The sequence below is a fragment of the Burkholderia lata genome, from assembly GCF_902499335.1.
Lineage (GTDB): Bacteria > Pseudomonadota > Gammaproteobacteria > Burkholderiales > Burkholderiaceae > Burkholderia > Burkholderia lata_B.
The window spans coordinates 110290-126066 of record NZ_CABVQK010000016.1 but is presented as its reverse complement, the minus strand read 5'-3'; the positions used below and the strand labels follow the sequence as shown (position 1 = coordinate 126066).

The 15777-nt window shown below is 67.1% G+C and carries 11 protein-coding genes; 2 read left to right on the top strand and 9 right to left on the bottom strand.

The features are described from left to right. Positions 1-35 precede the first annotated feature (35 nt). The 5 genes from BCO18175_RS32595 to BCO18175_RS32575 all read right to left on the bottom strand — a co-directional run bounded on the left by BCO18175_RS32595 (position 36) and on the right by BCO18175_RS32575 (position 8807). Positions 36-1481 carry an aldehyde dehydrogenase family protein gene (locus BCO18175_RS32595; protein WP_174987039.1) on the bottom strand — a complete coding sequence of 482 codons (1446 nt, stop codon included), beginning with the start codon at positions 1479-1481 and terminating at the stop codon, positions 36-38. Between the two features lie 276 nt (positions 1482-1757). Next, on the bottom strand, positions 1758-3197 hold the full coding sequence (locus BCO18175_RS32590; protein ID WP_174987037.1) for an APC family permease: 1440 nt from the start codon (positions 3195-3197) through the stop codon (positions 1758-1760). Between the two features lie 286 nt (positions 3198-3483). After that, complete coding sequence (locus BCO18175_RS32585; RefSeq protein WP_174987035.1) at positions 3484-4428, bottom strand: helix-turn-helix domain-containing protein; 945 nt, start codon at positions 4426-4428, stop codon at positions 3484-3486. A 631-nt stretch (positions 4429-5059) separates the two neighbouring features. Continuing rightward, positions 5060-7018: a phosphatase PAP2 family protein gene (locus BCO18175_RS32580; RefSeq protein WP_174987033.1), complete on the bottom strand. Its 1959-nt coding sequence runs from the start codon at positions 7016-7018 to the stop codon at positions 5060-5062. A gap of 265 nt (positions 7019-7283) precedes the next feature. Next, on the bottom strand, positions 7284-8807 hold the full coding sequence (locus BCO18175_RS32575; RefSeq protein ID WP_174987031.1) for a sensor domain-containing diguanylate cyclase: 1524 nt from the start codon (positions 8805-8807) through the stop codon (positions 7284-7286). Positions 8808-9168: 361 nt separating this feature from the next. On the opposite strand from BCO18175_RS32575, the gene BCO18175_RS32570 reads away from it, so the two are divergent. Then, positions 9169-10464: an MFS transporter gene (locus tag BCO18175_RS32570; RefSeq protein WP_174968718.1), complete on the top strand. Its 1296-nt coding sequence runs from the start codon at positions 9169-9171 to the stop codon at positions 10462-10464. 65 nt (positions 10465-10529) lie between these two features. Continuing rightward, the gene (locus BCO18175_RS32565) at positions 10530-11312 is read left to right on the top strand and encodes a substrate-binding domain-containing protein (protein WP_174987029.1); all 783 of its coding nucleotides are present in this window, start codon (positions 10530-10532) and stop codon (positions 11310-11312) included. A 24-nt stretch (positions 11313-11336) separates the two neighbouring features. Here BCO18175_RS32565 and dctA read toward each other — a convergent pair whose 3' ends face one another. The 4 genes from dctA to BCO18175_RS32545 form a co-directional block, all read right to left on the bottom strand. Further along, positions 11337-12665, bottom strand: coding sequence for a C4-dicarboxylate transporter DctA (gene dctA / locus BCO18175_RS32560; protein ID WP_174987027.1), 1329 nt, complete (start codon positions 12663-12665; stop codon positions 11337-11339). 34 nt (positions 12666-12699) lie between these two features. After that, positions 12700-13623 (bottom strand): LysR family transcriptional regulator, encoded by a 924-nt coding sequence (locus BCO18175_RS32555; protein WP_174987025.1) that lies wholly within the window; start codon positions 13621-13623, stop codon positions 12700-12702. 86 nt (positions 13624-13709) lie between these two features. Further along, entirely contained in the window at positions 13710-15182 is a 1473-nt protein-coding gene (locus BCO18175_RS32550) for an NAD-dependent succinate-semialdehyde dehydrogenase (RefSeq protein WP_174987023.1), read from the bottom strand. A 97-nt stretch (positions 15183-15279) separates the two neighbouring features. Then, positions 15280-15771, bottom strand: a complete 492-nt coding sequence (locus BCO18175_RS32545) for an Lrp/AsnC family transcriptional regulator (protein ID WP_006749694.1) — start codon at positions 15769-15771, stop codon at positions 15280-15282. Between the last annotated feature and the right edge of the window lie 6 nt (positions 15772-15777).

Sequence of the window (15777 nt, the reverse complement as noted above, 5' to 3'; positions counted from 1 at the left end):
CTTGAACACGGTGCGGCGCGCTGTGCGCCGCGGGATCACAGGGCTGCGCTGATGATCTTTTCCTCGAGGTACGAGTCGAGCGCGGCCTTCGACAGGTCGCGCCCCATCCCGCTCTGCTTGGTGCCGCCCCACGGCAGGCGCGCGTCGATGGGGCTCCATGCGTTGATGGCGACCGCGCCGACGTCGAGCCGCTCGGCGACGCGGTGCGCGGTGCCGACGTCCTGCGTCCAGACCGAAGCGGACAGGCCGAACGGCGTGTCGTTGGCGATGCGGACGGCCTCGTCCTCGGTGTCGAACGGCATGACCATGCCGACCGGGCCGAACACTTCGTCGCGGGCGATCCGCATGCCCGGATGCACGCCGCCGAGAATCGTCGGGCGCATGAAGCAGCCGCGTGGCGGCACCTGTTCGTCGCCCGCGAGCATGACCGCACCTTCGGCGAGCGCGCCTTCGACGTGCGCGCGCACGCGTGCGAGGTGGCGCGGGTTGATGAGCGCGCCCATCTGCACGCCGGGTTCCGACGGCGGGCCGACGTGGAGGGTGCGGGCCGCATCGGCGAGCCGTGCTTCGAGTGCATGCGCGATCGAGCGGTGCGCGAGCACGCGCGAGCCGGCCGCGCACGTCTGGCCCTGGTTCGCGAACATGCCGGCCATCAGCGACGGGATCGCACGGTCGAGATCGGCATCCGCGAAGACGATCTGCGCAGCCTTGCCGCCGAGCTCGAGCGTGACGCGCTTGAAGGTCCGGGCCGCTTCGGCGGCGATCGTCCGGCCGACTTCGGTGCTGCCCGTGAAGCTGATCTTGCTGACGAGCGGGTGCGCGACCAGCGCGGCGCCGACTTCGGAACCGACGCCGTGGACGATGTTGACGACGCCGGCGGGCAGGCCGGCTTCGCAGACGAGTTCGCCCAGACGCGCGAGCGCGAGCGGCGTGTCCTCGGACGGCTTGATGACTACCGGGCAGCCGGCCGCGAGCGCCGGTGCGAGTTTCCACACGGCGATCATCAGCGGCGCGTTCCACGGGATGATCTGCGCAGCGACGCCGACCGGCGCACGCCGGGTGTAGTTGAGGGTCGGGCGGCCCATGAAGCCGTCGGTCGGAATCGTGCGGCCCTCGAGCTTGTCGGCCCAGCCGGCGAAGTAGCGCAGCGTGTCGATGCTCATCGGGATGTCCATCATGCGCATCTCGGCGAGCGGGCGTCCTTGTTCGACGGCCAGGCATTCCGCCAGCGCGTCACGGTCGCGCTCGATCAGGTCGGCCAGCCGGAGCAGCCAGCGCGCCCGGGCTGATCCGCCCGCGCGTGCCCATGCGTCATCGTGCAGCGCACCGTGTGCGGCGCGTACCGCGCGATCGACGTCTTCGGCGGTCGACGCCGGCACGGCGGCGACGTAGTCGCCGGTCGCCGGCGCCAGCTTTTCGAAGGTACGGCCGGCAGCTGCGTCGCAATGCCGGCCGCCGATCAGGTTCTGAATTTTCATCATGATGTCCGTGTTTCACAGGGGCGAGTCGTCGGGCCGCGCCGGTCGTGGCGGTGAGGGCTGCCACGGCACGGCTTCGACGTCGGGTTCACTGTATGTCGATGAAACGGCGGGCCTTGTCCGCTATCGGCAATCGTTGCCGCGTGACCGGAATAGGGAATACCCGCGCGGGGGCCGTGCCGGCGCGATGCATCGAGGCGTCGCGTGCCGATTGCGGGACAGCGTCAGGGGTGGGGCAAGACGATGCCGGTGCCGCAAGCGGCACCGGCCGGGCGGCGGTTACGGCGTGGCGCGTCCGAGTTCGCGATACAGGTCGGGATCGCTGCGCTTCAATCGCAAGGCGGCGCGGATGCCGAGCGCGCCGACGGCGACCAGGAAATACGGAAACATCGCGACGAAGGTCGAATCCGATCCGCTCAGCACGGACAGGTTGCGCACGACCAGCACGAGGCAGGCGCCGAGCGCGATCACGCTGACGAGCGGCGCGATCAGGCGGTGCACGAGGCCGGTGTCCCGGTGATCGCGCGCGAAGAACGCGATCACCGAGGCCGCCACGAGGATCTGCACCGCGATGATGCCGATCGTGGCCAGCGCGCTCATCCACGAGAACACGACCGCGAACGGATCGAGCCGGAAGGCGGCGGACCCGACGATGGCCGCGAGTGCGATCAGCGTCTGCACTTTCCCGGCGACGTCCGGGCAGCGATGCACGGGGCACGTATGGCCGAGTTTGCGCCACAGCACGCGTTCACGGCCCATCGCGTAGAAATAGCGCGTGATCGTGTTGTGGAACGACAGGATCGCCGCGAACAGGCTCGTGACGAGCAGCACGTTCATCGCGTCCGTCGCGATGCCGCCGAGCAGCCGGCCGCTGACGGCAAACCAGAGATTGGCGGGATCGTGCGCCGCCTGGGCGGCGATCTGGCTCTCGCCCCACGCCTCGACGATCGCCCACGACGACAGCGCGTAGAACGCCATGATGAGGACCACGGCCAGGTACGTGGCGCGCGGGATCGTGCGTTTCGGGTCGCGGGCTTCCTCGGAGAAGATGGCCGTTGCCTCGAACCCCATGTACGAGCCGAGCACGAACACGAGCGCGGTGCCGAGCCCCGGTGCGAACACCATCGCCGGGCTGAACGGCTTCGCGCTGAAGCCGCCGGTGCTCGCGCCGTGCGCGACGATCGCGAGATCGAGCAGCATCACGATCGCGATCTCGCCGATCATCAGCATGCCGAGCAGCCGGCCGCTGAACTCGATGCGCCGCGCGCCGCAGAAATGCACGGCGACGACGCACGCGAGCGCGAACGCCCACCACGGCACGTCGACGCCGTAGTGCCGCTGGATGCTGTCGTTCAGGAAGAAGCCGAACATGCAGTAGATCGCGATCTGCACGGCGTTGTACGCGACGATCGCGACGAACGCGCCGCCCACGCCGGCCGGACGCCCGAGCCCGTTCGCGATATACGCATAGAAGGCACCTGCATTGGAGATGTGCCGGCTCATTGCCGCGTAGCCGATGCTGAAGATCAGGTACATGACGCCCGCCAGCACGAACACGCCGGGCACGCCGGGACCGTTGCCGAGCGAGAACGCCGCGGGTGTCGCGCCGACCATCGCGGTGAGCGGCGCGGCGGCCGCGACGACGAAGAAGACGATGTGTGAAAGTCCGACGGCGTTCTTGCTGAGGCCCGCTTCGGACCGGGGTGACGATTCGTTCATGAGTAGTCCCGCTGACCGGATCGTCCGTCAGGAGTCGACACCGGCATGCCTGATCAATATCCCTGTGCCGCGGGCCGATCCTGGCGGACCGGCCATGGATGCTGACGTCCGACGACGGCACAGGTGTGCGCTTGGACGGCCGCCCGGTACGGTGCAGTGCGATGCGGAACAGGCCGACGACAAAATTTACGGTGCCGAAAAAGCGGGCGTTGTCCGCTATCGGCAATCCGCATGCGCCGGGCGGCAGGGGATTACCCGGATGTGCGGCCGCGACGCGTTCGCGGGCTCAGCTCAGGCGCGGCGTGTGCGACGGCAACTCGTGGAAATGTTGCTGGTAGTACGCGGAAAAACGCCCGAAGTGGCAGAAGCCGAATTGCGCTGCCGCGTCGCCGATCCGCATCGTTTCGGGCGTCGTCCTCAGGAAGCGCCGCACGGCGTTCAGCCGGATCGAGCGGAGGTAGGCCGTCGGCGTGGTGCCGACGACGTTCTGGAAGCTGTATTGCAGCGTGCGGCGGCTGATTCGAAGGTGATGACAGAGATCGATGACCGTCGGCACGTCGTCGCTTTCCAGTGCGATCTCCTGGCTGCGGCGAACGATATAGCTTTGCGTCGATGCCGACGGCAGCGCACCGGCATCCGGATCGTCGGACTGCACGAGGTCGAGCAGGATGCCGACGACGCTGTGCGCGAGCACGCGTTCGTCGAACCCATCGCGGGCCGTGAGCGAACCGTTGTCGAGTGCCTGGCAGAGCACGCGTTCGAGGCCGTCCAGCGCATGGCGGTAGCGCGTGGGCGAGATCGGCAGCACCGGCTGCTTCAGGACCCGAGCGGGCAGGTTCGCGAGTTCGTCCAGTTCGCGATCGGCCGTGAGCGTGCGATCGATCGTGAAGGCGAGCACTTCCGTGTCGCACGGCAGGTGGGCGACGAACTCCTCGCCGCCGCGCAAGGTCAGCAGGCTCGGGCGCTCGACGGTGCGCCCCTGGACCACCGGCGCGACGGTACTGGCAATCGGCAGCGCGAAGCAAAGGCGGTCGCGCGGCGCCAGGCCGTGCTGCATCACGCGCTGGTTGATGCGTTCGCGAAAGACGTGAAAGCGCTGGCCGGCGACCTGGCGCAGCGTGGTCGTGGCCGTGCCCGGACTGATCTGGTCGTAGTGCTGCGACCAGTTCACGATCGCCTGGGAATGGAGGAACACATCCGAGAAGCACAGTGTTTCAGCGTGCAGGTTCATGGTGTGGCTAATGCATCCCGTCTCGAAATCGATGCCGGCCGAAGCCGGCTCATGCTGCCCGGGCGCGGGTAGTACGACCGCGCCATGCGCGATCCGCCTGGATGACTTCCGGCAGGTCGGTGCGACACGCCCGGTCCGGCCCACGATCATATCCAGAAAAAAACACCGGGTGACGCGGAAGAAAAACCGCGTTGCTGCTCACCGGGCGAGCGCGTCGCGCAGGGCGGCTGGCGTCGCAATGAAAATGAAAGAAAAACCGTAATTCAGGACTATCAAGAATATTGACTGGATATATGTGCTGATATGGTTAATAAAATCCCATTATAAGGGATTTTAGTCTGTGCTGAGATGGGGTTTACGCAGAGTGCCGCGTGATGCGACGAGGATGAAAACCGCGCGCTTCGGACGCGCGAAGATGCGCGCGAATGGCCGATCAGCCTGCAACGCCAGGAGGACATCCTCGCGCTCCCGCACGGCGCCGGTTCAGGTCGGCGGACGCTCGGTGCGGCCGCGCGTTGCTGTCGCGATCGGGGCACGGCGGCGCCCGCTCGCTTCGCCTGAGCCGAAGCCCCAGCCCCAGCCGAAGCCGCCGTCGGGCGGCCTCGCTGCCGGGATCGATGCCCGATGCCGGTTACGCCGCCGACAGCACGATCGACACGCCCGTCGCGGTATAAACGGGCGTTGCCTTGAACCCGTCGACCGTCACCATCGAGAACTTCGCCGCACCGGCCGCGCCGTCGATCAGCGCGATGGTATCGCCGGCCTTCGGTGCGTAACCGTTCACGAATTTCACGCGCAGCGTGCCGCCCGTGACGGTGAGCGGGCCGCCCACGCGCAGGCGTCCGCCGCCGTTGCCGTCGATGTCGAGTTCGAGCGTCGTGTTGTCGAGTTGCGTATAGCGGGTCGCGATCGTCACAGGTGCACCGGCCGCGATCTTCACGCCGCCGCCCGAGCCGACGTACACGTCGCCTTTGCCGAACGCCGTCGTCGACGCGGCCGCCAGCGTGCCGCCGCTCACCTGCGTGCCGCCCGTGTAGCTGTTGTTGCCCGCCAGCGTCAGCGTGCCGCTGCCTTGCAGCGTCAGCTTGCCGGCGCCCGCGACGTCGTTGCGCCACAGGTCGGCCGCATTGAGCCCGCCCTGCGACGCATCCATCGACACGATCACGTTGCCGTTGAACGTGCCGTAGCCGTCGGCTGCCGCGAACAGGTTCAGGCGCCCCCAGCCTTCCGCATCGTCCATGACCGGATAGCCGGACGGCAGTTCGGTGGTTTTCAGCACGACGCGCCGCTGGTCGGCGCTCAGGTACGGGAAGCGCGTCTGCAGCAGGATCTCCGCGCCCTTCGGCACGACCGGCGGCGCGTCCGTCGATTCGATTGCGCCGAAGCCGAACGTCATGCGGCGCAGGAACGCGGCCTTGTTCGTCGCGTAGTCGGCGAACCGGTCGGTCGTCGCCGTGCCGGAGTGCGCGAATGCGGAGAACGTCGTGGCGCTCGTCCCCGTCAGCTGCTGCAGCGCCTGGTGGGCCTGCGTGTACGCGGTCTGCGCATCGCTGGCGTATGCGGTCAGGTTCGCCGCGCTGACCGCCAGCGCGAGCATGCGGCCGCCGATCACGTCGAGCGGCGAGTGCATGCCGGCGAGGATCCGGTTCTCGCCGAGCTCGAGGCCGCGACCGACCATCTCCTGGAAGCGCTCAGGCACGAGCCACGCCATCGTCGTTGCATCGCGCATCGCTTCGGCCTCGTGGCCGCTGATGAAACCGCCGTCGGTCGCGGGCGTCGTGCTTTCCGCCGGAACGAGCGTCGGCGCGACCACGACGTTCGTGCTCCAGCGGTACGGGCGCGCGTACTTGAAGAAGCGCTTCGAGGGCTCGGTCGACGCGTTGTTGCCCATTTCGTTGAGCAGGTCGACGACTTTCCCGAAGCTCGCGTTCGTGCTGCTGCCGACACCGACGTTATTGCCCGAGTCGTTGTACAGCACCGTCGTCGCGTCGGACGGAATGCTGGTGATGCTGGTCGTCTGCTGGGCCGCGGTGCGCCATGCGGCGGTGAGCGGGCCCATGCCGTCGGTCACGCTGAATCCCTTGCCGCGCCGGTCGTCGTAGTACGCGGCATCGGCCTGCTGTTGCGTGCGGGCGGTCGTCGCGTTGACCACGTACTGCACGTTGGCCGACAGCACGGTGTCGTTCAGGATCGTGCCGCACGGCGTGCCGTTGCCGGGCAATCCGGAGCAGGTGGACGGCGAGATGGCCGGAAACGCGCCGTTCGCAGGCGCGCTCACGCCCGCGTCGACCAGCATTGTCGACGGCTGCCAGAGATCGAGGAAACGGCTCACCACGCGCACCGCGGCATTGGTCGACAGCGTCGCATAGCGCGCATCGCCGCGCTGGTTGGTCGCGATGTTGTCGACGAACGCGGGGACGCTCGGTAGCGGTGCGCTGTCGACGAAGCCGGGGTCGGCGGGCGGCGCCGGAATGGCCGCCGCTGGGGTGCCGGTCGACCTGACATCGTCGCCGCCGCCGCAGGCAGCCAGCACGATCGCACTCGACAAGGCTGCGACGTGCAGCGGGAAACGGCTTCGTGACGCAGACATGCAAGACTCCATCCTGATGGTCGAAGATGGCGAATTGTGGTGATCGATCGTTACGCGGCCGTTACGGATTTGTTTCGCGTCGAATGCAATGCGCGCGAATTCCCACTATCTGGTTAATTCCCGGTGCTGAACATGTCGGGCGTCGGATTCGATGCACCCGTCGCGGCTCGGTGGCGGCGGACGACTACGCGCCGGCTTCCCTGCTTTTCGGGCGAATTCGATGCGAAGGCTGCCTGGAGACGAGCAGCATCACGCGCGTCATGAGTCAGGCAGCCGAGCGTGCGCACGGCTCCGTGTCGGCGCAACACACCCGGTTGCGGCCTTCGCGCTTCGCACGATAAAGCGCCATGTCCGCCTGACGCGACAGCGCATGCACGGACGCGGGGCGCGCGCGATGGCCGGTCGCGCAGCCGATGCTGACGGTGAAGGCCGGAACGGTTTCCGCAAACCCGTCGAGCCGGTTGCGTTCGACTTCGCGGCGAATCGCCTCCGCGACCTGCGCGGCACCGCTTTCGTCCGTATCCGGCAGCACCGCGACGAACTCCTCGCCGCCGTAGCGCGCGGCGAGATCGCCGCGCCGTCGCGTGTGCGTGCGGATGCATTCAGCGAGAAAGCGCAGCGCCGTATCGCCTTCCGCATGCCCATGCCTGTCGTTGTACTGCTTGAAGTGGTCGGCATCGATGAACAGGATCGACAGGCTGCCGTTGCTGCCCCGCTGCAGCCGTTCCCATTCGTCGGCCAGCGCGATATCGAGGGCGCGGCGGTTGCACAGGCCCGTCAGCGGATCGGTCCGCGTGAGATCCGTGAGCAGCGTCTGCTTGCGCAGGTTGTCCCGTAGCGCAAACGCAAGCAGCCATACCACCGCGCAGAAGAGTGCGCTGATCACGGTTGCGGACACACCTACCGTCCACGACAGGCGTGTAATGCTCGCCAGCACGTCGCGCTCGGCCGGTGCGACGACGGCAATCAGCGGCGTGCCCGGCACCCGCTGGTACGTATACAGCCGCATGGTGCCGTCGATGGTCGAACGAGCGGGATAGAAGCCCGATACACTGTGCACCATCCGATCGAAGGCTTTCGAGTGACGCAGGTGGTTCATCTGGCTGTCGTTCAACGACGGATTTCTCGCGAGGATCGCGCCGTCCGCGCGCAGGATCGCGCTGACCCCGTTCGGCCCGACATCGAGACCGGACAGGAGCTGCTCGAAATAGGCGATGTCGATGGCGACCACCGCGATGCCGTTGAACGTATGATCCGGCCGGTCGATGCGCCGCGACAGCGCGATGGATTCCTTGCCGCCGCGCGAGCGCGCACGATAGGCCTCGGACACGTAGAGGCCAACGTTGTCGGCATCGCGATGGACCTTGAAGTAGTCGCGATCGCTGAAATCCCAATGATGGGTCGTGCCGCAGCAACCGTCGATCATCTGGCCGCGCCGGTCGGTCACGCCCATGCCGGTCACATATTGCGCTGCGGTGCGCTCGAACAGCAGATCGTGCCGCAGCCCGGCATCCATCCGCCGCACCGCGGGCTTGCCGAGATCGGACGCGAGCGCGACCAGTGCGTTGTTCGACGTTTCGACTGTGCGCGCGATCTGGCTCACCAGTACGGCTGCGACGTTGCGCGACGTCTCGTGTGCGTGTTCTATCACTTCGCTGCGCCCGGCCCACAGTGTCGCCGCGCTGATCCCGAGCGCCGCCAGCGACATCAACGTACCCAATGCGCCAACGGCGAGATGGTTGCGTCCGGCCCAGTCGGCAATTTTCTCGATCGAGGTGAATGCGCGCATGCTCGTGCTCGTATGGGAGGCCGGCGGCAATGGCTCCGGCGCGGGTCAAATCACGGTTAACGGCACGGTTAACAGAAAATCGAGGCCGGCATGGCAGCCAGCGGGCGAGTGCGATCGCACACGGGAGCGCAAACGTATGCGAGTTCGCCTGGCCGGTCCTGCAAAGCCTTGCATCGGGCGCGTGCCGCCGCCGGGAACGATGTGCGATGACACGCGCCGCTGGCACTTCGATTGATAACGAATCAACATCAATCCTTCCAAAAATTGCACTTATCGTTTGACCGGCGCCGAGCGAACATGCCGGAAAACGACAATCGCCTCGCCCCTCTCGCGTATTCCAGGATTTTCAGGAGACACCCCGATGCACCCCTCGTCCAGCCTTCCGACCGAACGTTCGAAGGCCGCCGCGGTTTTCCGCGTCACAGCCGGGAATTTTCTCGAGCAGTTCGACTTCTTCCTGTTCGGCTTCTACGCCACGCAGATCGCCAACGTCTTCTTTCCCGCGCAAAGCGAGTTCGCATCGCTGATGATGACCTTCGCCGTGTTCGGCGCCGGCTTCCTGATGCGGCCGCTGGGCGCGATCGTGCTGGGCGCGTACATCGACGACGTCGGCCGGCGCAAGGGTCTGATCGTCACGCTGTCCATCATGGCGAGCGGCACCATCCTGATCGCGTTCGTGCCGGGCTACGCGACGATCGGCCTGCTGGCGCCCGCGCTCGTGCTGCTCGGCCGGCTGCTGCAGGGCTTCTCCGCCGGTGCCGAGCTGGGCGGCGTATCGGTCTATCTCGCCGAGCTGGCGACGCCCGGCCGCAAGGGCTTCTACACGAGCTGGCAGTCCGCCAGCCAGCAGGTCGCGATCGTCGTCGCGGCGGGCCTGGGCTTTGCACTGAATCAATGGCTGAGCGCGTCGGCCATCGCCGCATGGGGATGGCGCGCGCCGTTCTTCGTCGGCTGCATGATCGTGCCGTTCATCTTCATGCTGCGCCGCAACCTGGAGGAAACCCAGGAATTCAAGGCGCGCAAGCATCGTCCGGGCATGAAGGAAGTGTTCGGTACGCTGGTGCAGAACTGGGGTGTCGTGGTTGCCGGCATGATGCTGGTCGCGATGACCACCACGAGCTTCTATCTGATCACGGTCTACGCGCCGACCTTCGGCAAGACGGTGCTGCATTTGAGCACCGCCGACAGCCTGCTCGTGACGCTGTGCGTCGGCGTGTCGAACTTCGTGTGGCTGCCGATCGGCGGTGCGCTGTCCGACCGGATCGGCCGCCGGCCGCTGCTGGTCGGCATGACGGTGCTCACCGTCGTGACCGCCTACCCGGCGCTGTCGTTGCTCGCGCACGCGCCGTCGTTCGTCAACATGCTGCTCGTCCTCCTGTGGCTCTCGTTCATGTACGGGATCTATAACGGTGCGATGGTCGTGGCGCTCACGGAGGTGATGCCGGTGCAGGTGCGCGTCGCAGGCTTCTCGCTCGCGTACAGCCTCGCGACGGCCGTGTTCGGCGGCTTCACGCCGGCCATCTCGACCGCGCTCATTCACATGACGGGCGACAAGGCCGCACCGGGATACTGGATGAGCTTCGCCGCGGTGTGCGCGCTTCTTGCGACGTTCGCGCTCTATCGTCACCGTACCGCGACGCTGACGCCGGCGCATTGACGGCCGGCCCATCCGGAATGTTCAGGAACCCACACGAACCCACGCGAATCCGTACGACCATGACCATGAGAAACCTGCTCCTGAAAATTTGTGCGACCGCGCTGGTCGTCACCACGGCGGTTGCGGCCAACGTGCAGGCCGCCGAACTTCACGTGATGAGCTCGGGCGGCTTCACCGCCGCCTACAAGCTGCTCGGCCCCCGGTTCGAATCGACGACGGGCCATACGCTCGATACCGCGCTCGGCCCGTCGATGGGCAAGTCGCCCGAAGCGATTCCGAACCGGCTCGCGCGCGGTGAGCCCGCCGACGCGGTGATCATGGTCGGCTACGCACTCGACGACCTGATCAGGCAGGGCAAGGTCGTCCCGGGATCGCGGGTCGAGCTGGCGGATTCGCGCATCGGCATGGTCGTGCGCGACGGCGCGGCCAAGCCCGACATCAGCTCCGCCGAAAGCCTGAAGCAGGTGCTGCTGCATGCCAGGTCGATCGCCTATTCGGACAGCGCGAGCGGCGTGTATATCGAACGCGAGCTGTTCAGGAAGCTCGGCATCGAGGAACAGGTGAAGTCGAAGGCGAAGATGATTCCGCGGATTCCGGTGGCATCGGTCGTCGCGAACGGCGACTACGAAATCGGCTTCCAGCAGGTGAGCGAGCTGCTGCCGGTCAAGGGGGCGACCTACGTCGGCAAGATTCCCGAATCGTTGCAGTCCGTGACGCGCTTCGCCGCCGGCATCCCCGTTGGCGCGCAGCATCCGAAGGAAGCGAAGGCGCTGCTCGACTATCTTGCGTCGCCCGACGTGCAGGCGGGCGTGAAGTCGACCGGACTCGATTCCGTTTCCGCTCACTGAATTCCGTCGACGGGAAGGCGTGCGTCAGGCGGCCTTCCCGCTACCGTCGGCATCGGCCGCGGCACTGCCTTCATCGGCCCCGTTCGCGGAGGCCGAACCGGCCACGGCGAGCCTCTGCGCAAGCAGCGCACGATCGCACGCGCCTTCCCACATCGAAACGAAGATGACCGCGCAGGCATTGCTGATCACGCTCGTCAGCGCACGCGCCTCGGACATGAAGCGATCGATGCCGACCAGCAGTGCGACCCCGGCAACGGGCAGGTCGGGCATGACGACGAGCGTGGCGACCAGCGCAACCAGCCCGCTGCCGGAAACACCGGCCGCGCCCTTGGACGTCAGCAGCATGACGGCGAGCAACATCGCGATCTGCGACGCGGAAAGGGGCACGTCGCACGCCTGCGCGATAAACAGCGCGGCGAGCGTCAGGTAGATCGCGGTGCCGTCCAGATTGAACGAATACCCCGCCGGAAGCACGAGCCCCACGACGCCCCGGTCGCAACCCAGCGATTCCAGCTTGACGATCAGGCGCGGCAGAACGGGCTCCGACGAGGACGTCGCGAGGACGATGAGCAATTCTTCGCGCAGGTAGCGCAATAGCCGCCACAGCGCGAAGCCGTGCAGGCGCGCGAGCGGTGCGAGCACCAGCGCGACGAACAGCGCGCATGCCACGTAGAAGGACAGCATCAGCTTCGCAAGCGAGCCGACCGAGCCGATACCGAAGCGGCCCACCGTGAACGCCATCGCGCCGAATGCGCCGAGCGGCGCGAGCCGCATGATCATCGCGAGCACGCGAAAGACAACCTGGGCGACCCCGTCGATCAGTGCAAGAACGGGCCGGCCGGCCGCCCGGTGTGCATTCAGCGAGAAGCCGAACAGCAGCGACAGCAGCAGCACCGGCAACACCTCGCCTTGCTCGAACGCACCGAGCATCGTATCGGGAATCACGCTCAGCCCGAACGCCACGAGCCCGCGTGGTTGCGCATCCTTTGCGTACTGTGCCAGGAGGCTCGAATCGAGATGGTGTACGTCGATGTGCAGGCCGGCGCCCGGCCGCAGCACGAACGCGGTGACGAGCCCGATCGCGAGCGCGATGGCGGTCAGCAGATAGTAGAGCGCCAGCGCCCGAACGATCGTGCGGCCGATTGCCTTCCCGTTCGCGAGCGACGTGATGCCCGAGACGATCGTGCAAAAGACGATCGGCGCGATGGTCATCCGCACAAGGCCGACGAACGCATCGCTGAGGGGCTTGAGCATCGCGCCTGCGTCCGGCCAGACGTGACCGACGGTCACGCCGAGCATCATCGCGAGCAGGACCTGCACATAGAGCGATTTGAGCAGCCTGGCCAACCTCACGGGACGATCATCCTTCGTGTCTTTCCTGTCGTTGTCACACCGATGCACCGCTGCTCGCGATACTGCCACGCTTCGCGTCGATGATCATCCGGTGAAACGCTTCGGCGGCCGGCGTGAGCGGTCGTCCGCGCCGCTTGACGATGCCCACGCGCCGTTTGACGACCGGCTCGACGAGCGGCACGCTCGTGAGAATGGGATGGTCGTGCCCGGGCATCGCCATCGAGGGCACCGCGGCGACGCCGAGCCCCGCCTCGATCAATCCGAGCAAGGTCGTCACGTGGCGCGCCTCGCACACGCTCGGCCCGCGCGGTGCCACGGCGGCAAGCGCCTGGTCGAGCAACAGACGGTTACCGGAAGTCTTGTCGACCGACACATAATCGTGCTCGTACAGTTCGTTCCAGGTCACGCGTTTCTTGCGCGCGAGCGGATGGTCGCGGCGGCAGGCAGCGACGAAGCGCTCCTGGAGCAACACCTTGAACTCGATGTCGGCTTCCTGGCTGCCGATGAAGCTCACGCCGAAATCGGCCTCGCCGCTGATGACGGCGCCCAGCACCTCGTTCGCGCCCGCGTCCAGCAGCTTGACCCGGATGCGCGGAAAGCGCTGATGATAGCGCGCGATGATCGCGGGCAGAAAGTAGTAGGCCACCGAGGGTACGCACGCGATGGTCACATGGCCCAGGCGGCTCGACGACACGTCGCGAATGCCGAGCAGCGCGGCGTCGAGATCGTCGAGCAGTTGTTCGGCACTCTGGGCAAACACGCGGCCGACCGTCGTGAGCGTGACGCGACGCGTGGTGCGCTCGAAGAGGCGCACGCCGAGCGCGTCCTCGAGCTTGTCGATCCGGCGACTCAACGCAGGCTGGGAAATGCTCACCGTCTCCGCGGCCTTTCGGAAACTTCCCGTTTCCACGACCGCGCGAAACGCCTGCAAGTCGTTCAAATCGAAGTTGATTCCCACGGGCTAGTCTCCGCATCACAGATGCGGAGTATTTTCCACGATTCCCGCGATCCTGCCTTGCCGGCGTTGCACGCAGCCGTGCAAGGTCAGTCGAGCCCGCCCTGGCACAGGTACTTGATCGACAGGTAGTCGTCGAGGCCGTAGCGCGAACCTTCGCGGCCATAGCCCGACTCCTTCACGCCGCCGAACGGTGCGGCCTCGCTCGCGAGCGCGCCTTCGTTGATCCCGACGATGCCCGTTTCGAGCCGTGCCGACACGCGCGCGATGCGCCGCACGTCCTGCGTGTAGAAATACGCGGCGAGCCCGAACGGCGTGTCGTTCGCGGCGCCGACGGCTTCGTCCTCGGTGTCGAAGCGAAACAGCGCGGCGATCGGGCCGAACGTTTCCTCGCAGGTCAGTTGCATGTCGGCGGTGGCGTCGGCGAGCACCGTCGGCGCGTAGAAGTTCGGGCCGAGTTCGGGCAGGCGCTTGCCGCCGGTGAGCACGCGCGCGCCGCGCTCGATGGCGTCGCCGACGTGCCGCGCGATCTTGTCCACCGCACGCGCGTTGATCATCGGGCCGATCTGCGCGGCCGGATCGGTCGCCGGCGCGACCTTCAATGCGGCGACGCGCGCCGCGAGCTTCGCGGCGAAGGCGTCGTAGACGCCCGCCTGCACGTACACGCGATTCGGCGACACGCACGTCTGGCCGCCGTTGCGGAACTTGGCGGCCATCAGCCCGTCGACCGCGGCGTCGAGCTCGGCATCGTCGAACACGATGAACGGCGCATTGCCGCCGAGCTCCAGCGACAGCTTCTTCAGCGTGGCGGCCGACTCGCGTGCGAGCAGCTTGCCGACGGGCGTCGATCCGGTGAACGTGATCTTGCGCACGCGGCCGTCGGCGAGCCAGTCGGCCACCGCGTCGATGCCGCGCTCGCGCGACGCGGTAATCATGTTCAGCACGCCGGCCGGCACGCCCGCTTCCTGCGCGAGGAAGGCGAGCGCGAGCGCGGTCAGCGGCGTGTCCTCCGCCGGCTTCGCGACCACCGTGCAGCCGGCCGCGAGGGCAGGCGCGATCTTGCGCGCGATCATCGCGAGCGGGAAATTCCACGGCGTGATCGCGGCGACGATGCCGATCGGCTCCTTGATCGCGGCGAGGCGTTTGCCGCGCTGCTGCTGCGGAATCAGGTCGCCGTACGTGCGCGTCGCTTCCTCGGCGAACCACAGCACGTACGACGCGCCGTAGGCGACTTCGCCGCGCGCTTCGGCGAGCGGCTTGCCCTGTTCGCGCGACATCAGCTTCGCGAGATCGTCGGTATGCGCGAGGATCGCCGCATGCCATGCACGCAGGATCGCCGCCCGTTCGCGAGCGGGCGTCGCGCGCCATCCGGGCAGCGCGCGCGCGGCCGCGTCGGTCGCCGCGCGTGCGTCGGCCGCGCCGCTGTCGGGTGCGTCGGCGGCGGTGTCGAGCGTGGCAGGATCGGTGACGGCGAAGCGACGCCCGTCGAGCGCATCGCGCCAGGTGCCGTCGATCAGGTTGGCGGTGCGCAGGAGTTCGGAGCGGGACAGCGTAAGCGGCATGACAGGTCCTTGGATGAAGCGGTTCGGGGGCGGCGCGCGCGCGGCTGCCCCGCGCGGGCAGCAGGGTGCCGCGCGGGCGGTGGCCGCCGGCGGTCCGTCAATGCCGTTCGCCGAACAGCGATTCGAGCGGGTAGTGCCGTTTGACGAACGGCGACTTGATGATCACGTAACTGAAATACTTCTCGATGCCGATGTTCTGCTCGAGCAGCCCCTCGACGATCGTCTGGTAATGGCTGACGCTGCGCGTGATGAACTTCAGCAGATAGTCGTAGCCGCCGCTCGCGAGATGGCACTCGACGATCTCGTCGACATTGCGGATCGCCGCGACGAAACGGTCGAAGTCCTCGCGCCGGTGGTCGGCCAGTGTGACCTCGGTAAATACGACCTGCACGTCGCCGAGCTTCTCGAGCTGGATGTGCGCGCCGTAACCGCCGATGTAGCCGGCCTTCTCGAGCCGCTTGACGCGGATCAGGCAGGGACTGGGCGACAGCCCGACCGCATCGGCCAGCTCGACGTTGGTCATGCGGCCGCGTTTTTGCAACTGGGAGAGGATGCGCAGGTCGATGCGATCCAGCTTGCTGTCCGTCATGGTCCG

Excerpts from the sequence above, each read along its gene's own strand:
- BCO18175_RS32595 (WP_174987039.1), bottom strand. The coding sequence starts at position 1,481 with ATGATGAAAATTCAGAACCTGATCGGCGGCCGGCATTGCGACGCAGCT.
- BCO18175_RS32590 (WP_174987037.1), bottom strand. The coding sequence starts at position 3,197 with ATGAACGAATCGTCACCCCGGTCCGAAGCGGGCCTCAGCAAGAACGCC.
- BCO18175_RS32585 (WP_174987035.1), bottom strand. The coding sequence starts at position 4,428 with ATGAACCTGCACGCTGAAACACTGTGCTTCTCGGATGTGTTCCTCCAT.
- BCO18175_RS32580 (WP_174987033.1), bottom strand. The coding sequence starts at position 7,018 with ATGTCTGCGTCACGAAGCCGTTTCCCGCTGCACGTCGCAGCCTTGTCG.
- BCO18175_RS32575 (WP_174987031.1), bottom strand. The coding sequence starts at position 8,807 with ATGCGCGCATTCACCTCGATCGAGAAAATTGCCGACTGGGCCGGACGC.
- BCO18175_RS32570 (WP_174968718.1), top strand. The coding sequence starts at position 9,169 with ATGCACCCCTCGTCCAGCCTTCCGACCGAACGTTCGAAGGCCGCCGCG.
- BCO18175_RS32565 (WP_174987029.1), top strand. The coding sequence starts at position 10,530 with ATGAGAAACCTGCTCCTGAAAATTTGTGCGACCGCGCTGGTCGTCACC.
- BCO18175_RS32550 (WP_174987023.1), bottom strand. The coding sequence starts at position 15,182 with ATGCCGCTTACGCTGTCCCGCTCCGAACTCCTGCGCACCGCCAACCTG.
- BCO18175_RS32545 (WP_006749694.1), bottom strand. The coding sequence starts at position 15,771 with ATGACGGACAGCAAGCTGGATCGCATCGACCTGCGCATCCTCTCCCAG.